At 34.2% G+C, this 5,256-nt stretch carries 7 protein-coding genes; 1 reads left to right on the forward strand and 6 read right to left on the reverse strand.

Annotated features, from left to right (window positions below; translation table 11 throughout):
- Positions 1-125 precede the first annotated feature (125 nt).
- A complete protein-coding gene (locus AB1414_14825) occupies positions 126-851 on the forward strand; it encodes a GAF and ANTAR domain-containing protein (protein MEW6608695.1) in 726 nt (241 codons plus the stop codon).
- Between the two features lie 366 nt (positions 852-1,217).
- Here the strand turns inward: AB1414_14825 and AB1414_14830 are convergent, their stop codons facing one another.
- From AB1414_14830 to AB1414_14855, 6 genes are all read right to left on the reverse strand, one after another.
- Complete coding sequence (locus AB1414_14830; GenBank protein ID MEW6608696.1) at positions 1,218-1,538, reverse strand: hypothetical protein; 321 nt, start codon at positions 1,536-1,538, stop codon at positions 1,218-1,220.
- A 21-nt stretch (positions 1,539-1,559) separates the two neighbouring features.
- Positions 1,560-2,003: a DUF488 domain-containing protein gene (locus AB1414_14835; GenBank protein ID MEW6608697.1), complete on the reverse strand. Its 444-nt coding sequence runs from the start codon at positions 2,001-2,003 to the stop codon at positions 1,560-1,562.
- 294 nt (positions 2,004-2,297) lie between these two features.
- Complete coding sequence (locus AB1414_14840; GenBank protein MEW6608698.1) at positions 2,298-2,795, reverse strand: DUF488 domain-containing protein; 498 nt, start codon at positions 2,793-2,795, stop codon at positions 2,298-2,300.
- Positions 2,796-3,152: 357 nt separating this feature from the next.
- Positions 3,153-3,302, reverse strand: coding sequence for a hypothetical protein (locus AB1414_14845; GenBank protein MEW6608699.1), 150 nt, complete (start codon positions 3,300-3,302; stop codon positions 3,153-3,155).
- Positions 3,303-3,868: 566 nt separating this feature from the next.
- Positions 3,869-4,747, reverse strand: a complete 879-nt coding sequence (locus tag AB1414_14850; GenBank protein MEW6608700.1) for a hypothetical protein — start codon at positions 4,745-4,747, stop codon at positions 3,869-3,871.
- A 3-nt stretch (positions 4,748-4,750) separates the two neighbouring features.
- A complete protein-coding gene (locus tag AB1414_14855; GenBank protein MEW6608701.1) occupies positions 4,751-5,098 on the reverse strand; it encodes a hypothetical protein in 348 nt (115 codons plus the stop codon).
- Positions 5,099-5,256: the final 158 nt, after the last annotated feature.

The following is a 5,256-nucleotide window of genomic DNA, read 5'->3' on the forward strand; positions in this document are numbered from 1 at the left end:
TGTTATTAAGGTCAAGAGGTTAATCGAAACCTCCCAGCATAAAAGGATGTTACCACCTATATTTGAGAAGTAGTTTCGTTTGACGAGAGAGAGCGTTTCTACTGGTGAAAGGAAGTAAATCTTAAATGGAAAGTCCATCAAAACTATCTTATGCTAAACGATTAAAGGCTGTCTCTAAGGTAAGTGAGGCTATTGTCTCTAACCTTTATTTAGAAGATATCCTTCGTCTTATCACCACTGTGACCGCAGAAGTAATGTCTTCCAAAATATGCTCTTTAATGCTTTTGGATGAAGAAAAGCAAGAATTAGTTATCCGAGCAACTCATTCTATTAGTAAGGAGTTTTACGAGGCATATAATCAAAAACCAAATCTAAAAATAGGAGAAGGGATTGCTGGCAAGGTAGTTAAAGAAAATAGGCCTATAACCGTGCTTGATGTAACTAAAGAAAAAGATTATAAATATAAAGAGATGGCTAAAAAAGAAGGGTTGGTTTCTTTAGTTTGTGTTCCTTTGTGTGTTAAAGGCAAGGTAATTGGAGCTTTAACCAGTTATACCTCCACCCCACATAAATTCACCAGAAGTGAAATTGATACCTTGACCACTGTAGCAAATCAATCTGCAGTAGCTATTGAAAATGCCAATTTGATGGTTAAAACTAAAATTATTCAGGAAGAATTGGAGACCAGAAAGCTGGTAGAAAAAGCCAAAGGTATTCTGATGAAAGAACGGCGGCTTTCAGAAGAAGAGGCGTATCGAAGAATTCAACATCAATCAATGAATATGCGTAAGTCGATGCGTGAAATTGCGGAGGCAATTATTCTGACTAAAGAGATTGAAAAAAAACAGTAACCGTTCAGGCTATATATCAAAAGTGTAAGAAAGGGGATAAGGAGATAAGAGTGATATGGAGACAAGATAATAGAAATAGATTGAAATTTACTGGACTTTCGTAAATTTTATGCTACTTCTAAAATTCTCTTTATCCTTATCAATCTGTTTATTTTGTTCAAAGAGGGCAAAATTAGGCTCAAAAGCCTGATGATTTTTTTGCAACTTATCCTTTGAAGTTGAATTGATAAAAAATGCTTTACCTATTTTCTTCGCTTTGTGTCCTTTGCGTTACTACTTTGTGCCCTTTGCGATTTATCCTTTTTTAATCGCAAAGAACGCAAAGAAATCGACCGCAAAGAACGCAAAGATTAAAGGAGAAAAGAATCATAGAAAATTCACGAAACTCCAGCTAACTAATCTGGGTTTAAATCGCCTATCAATAGTCCAATCCTCAATATGAGGCAGGGAAGGGTTTGGTTCTTTAAGAAAAACTTCAGATACAGCCAATAATTTTATCCGTGGCTCTCCTTGAATAATAAAATCTGTCAATTGGACACAATGTTCCATCGGGTCACTAATGTCTAATCGAACAGGCCGAATCCATTTACCGGTGTTAGAGTCTATTCCGGCAGTACAAATTCCATTAGCCATTTTGGTCATAGCTAAGATAACTAATTCTTTAGATATAGTTTCTTTTGACATCATATTTTATAGTAGTCAGTTTTCTTACAAGTGATAAACTTCAATATCTGGTAAATTTTTAGCCCAAAATTCTGCTATTAATCGACGATGACATTTATCCACAGTCGGCTCGGTGCAAAGCAGGCAAATAGTCTGGTTTTTCATCAGTTCTTTCCCTAATTTTAGAATACTAACTTTATTTTTCTCAAGTGATTTCAGGAAATCATTCTCATATCTATTCCAATTATTGTCCTTTTTATATTGGTTAAGTATATCTTCAGTGGGAGCAAGTTGTAGTTCATGGCGATAGGTAATACCAAAGCCGGCATTAAGTAAAAACTCCAAATCCTTCCCTTTGGAATAACCTGCTAATTGGGAAGTATTATTTAATCGAATATCCACTACTAAGGTTATTCTTGCCTTCTGGAGCAATTTTATAAATATCTCTAAACTCTTCCTGGTAAATCCAATGGTGTATATTTTATGCATTTTCATCTCCAAACTGTAACCGTTCAGGTGATAATTCACCGCAGAGACGCAAGAGTTCGCAGAGAAGACATAGAAATAAATTAGATAACATAAAAATTATTGATGCAGACATGGAAATACTTATGACCTGCTTGCCCAATGTTCAGCAGGCAAACCAGATTTGTTAATCAATTTTAATGTTATTGTACTCAAGAGCTTGCCCTGATGAAAATCAAGGATGTTAAGCGTCTCGTCAATAGATTTTAATTTTTTTCTCTGTGTCTCTGCGGTGAACAGTTACTCCAAACTAAACACTTACTCAAAAAGCGATAATTGTTGCACTTCATTTTTAAACTCTTCTAACTTTGGGTAGTCCAGGGTCCCATCCGCCAGGATATGAATTACATCTATCTCTTTTTCTAATAAAGATTTTGTAATCAGGAGATGGCGATGGCATTGTCTTGGGTCTGCTTCAGCACACATAATAGCGGCTCTTTTACCCACCGTTTCCTCAACCAAAAATTGTAAGGTGTTAAGATATTCTTCACTTTGAGCATATTTTTTATAATCTGTTTTCCCGGTGGCAGTGATATATTCTGAATTAGAAGGATACCCCCCCAATCCTTTCCCTAAGTATAGGTATTCCATATTATTTTTCTCAATGATTGGTGCTAATTCATTTTTATTAAACCAGGTGGCATATTTACAATAAGGGGAGGTTCGGACATCAACCAATATTTGAATTTGATGGAGTTGTAATAATTTAATAAAGTTTTCTAATGAATGATTACTATGTCCGATTGAAAAAATCATTAAATGAAACCTCATTTATTTAAATCCGAATTATTTCTATTTCTGTTCCTTTGGTGTCAAACTTTGAGTGAGTGTTGACAAATCTTTTCATCTATATAATTTGATGAATATTGCATAACCCATTGAAAACCAATAGATTGGATATAGATGTAAACTGGAGTTTCGTTAATTTAAGGAGCCATTGAGGCTATCTGAATCCTTATCAATCTGTTTATTTTGTTCAAAGATGGCAAAATTAGGCTCAAAAACCTGATGATTTTTTTGCAACTTATTCTTTGAAGTTGAGTTGATAAAAAATGCTTTACCTATTTTCTTCCCTTTGTGTCCTTTGCGTTACTACTTTCTGCCCTTTGTGGTTTATCCTTTTTTGTAACCGTTCAGGCTATATATCAAAAGTGTAAGAAAGGGGATAAGGAGATAAGAGTGATATGGAGATAAGATAATAGAAATAGATTGAAATTTATAGAAATAGGTAGAAATTGATTGTGAAAAACAACAAATTTCCATAAATTTCTATTAGTTTCTATTAATTTCAATTTTTTTAATAATATCTCCCTATCTCCTTAATCTCCACATCTCCTTTTGTTACACCACCTGAACGCTTACGAAATATTCTTGGAAAGAGCGTTACTACAGCAAAAAAGAGATGAAAAACACTTACTTCCCACTTCCCACAGAGGGAGAAGGAGGAATTAGAGCGAAATAGTATTCATTCTGTTCCCGCTTCCCTGCGGTGAACGGTTACTTTTATACTTGAAGAGGGCATAATTTACGATTCTGGTAAGCGTTCAGGTTATTGCAAAATATCTAATAATAATGTAAAATGGGCAATGTAAAATGAGAGGATAGATGAAATGTAAGGTGATTGGGAAATCAGTTCTTACTGCCAAAACACAGAATTGACTTTTAAATTTTTAATTGCTCATTTTACATTTTACAGTTATTTTTTAAGTAGCTGAACGCTTACCGATTCTGTATCTGCTTAGGTTGTCAGGTTCAAGGTTAGAAAGCTAACCCTTCAACCGTGGACCTGTAACCGTGAACCATGGAACTGAGAATCTAAGTTACAAAAATCACAGATTATGCCTGTGTTGAGTATATTTTATTATAATCTCTATTTTACTCCGTGTTCGTAGACCAAAATCGTGGCTAACCCTATCATCTGAAACACCAGGCTGATAATGTTCAACAAAGTAACCTGTTATTATTTCGTTATCCCCTTCTTCGATAAAAAAGCAAGCAAAACCTACTACTTTGACCATTGAAGGGATAGGTTTAAAAATTTCGACAACCGGTATTTTTAATAATTTAGGACATTGTGGTGAGAAATTATTTATACGACAATCACTTTTACAAGCACCAGTAAAAAGACTGACTAATTCTTCCAATTCATTCTCTTTTAGTTCACGCAGGTTAAAGATATTGCCTACTTTAAGTGTTTTAGAAAATGCAGACCCAAAATCCAGCGCGACTAACTTTTCTTCCAACAAATTCGTTTCTGGCTGTAGGGCAAGTTTATACAAAAAACCAAAGTTTAACCCCGAAGGTCGAATAATTCCCAGAGAAATAGTTTCTAATTCAGTAATAGGGCAAATCGTTCTTAAAATCTCTGCCTGTTTTTGGAGAAATAATGTAATTGTTTTCTTACCAACAAGCCAGGCAAAATAAGTATTGAGGGATAACGATTTATTAATGGTTATCTTATTTAGGGAGGGACTGATAATTATTTCCTCATCATTTAACAAAATACCATAATTTTTTGCCATTTGTTTTATCTTTTTATTAGTTGCCCGGGGTGTATCGATTAAAATAGCCCCTTCTTTAATTATCTCCTCCAAATATCCTTCTACTCTGTTTTTTATCAAATGTAGCCGGATGACATCCGTAATTAATCCGACTAAAAAAAGACCCACGATAATGGCAACTATTATTAAAATCTTATTTAACATCATACCTTACTCACCTTCATCTTCCTCAGGTTGAAGCCCATAGGTTACATTTGGAATTAAAAGTATTTCTTTTTTATCCGAGAGAGATTCAATGTGTTGCGACCTATCTTTAGTTAATACCGCTTGTAATTCTGAGAACTCTTTAGCCAATTTATACCCTATTTTGCCTTTTTTCACCAGGGTATCAGGCAATACCCTTCCCTCTTCACACCAGAGTTTAAGTTCCTTTAGCTCTATTGGACCATATTCCTTATCGACGAAAATATACCATTTATCCTCAATAACTTCTTTATTATCAAAGGATTTACTACATCCTGAAGAAATTACGATAGAGAGAATAATTAACCACCTCATAATAGTAACCCATAGGCAGTCAAGTTAATAGGACGCAGATTTTCGCAGATTATCAGGATAATAAAAACTAAAATGATACTACAAAGACACAAAGATTAATTACTCGGTAGTGTTAAATAACTAAAAGTTTAATTGTATCCTGGTAACTAAAAAATCTT

The organism is bacterium, assembly GCA_040755795.1.
Lineage (GTDB): Bacteria > UBA9089 > CG2-30-40-21 > CG2-30-40-21 > SBAY01 > JBFLXS01.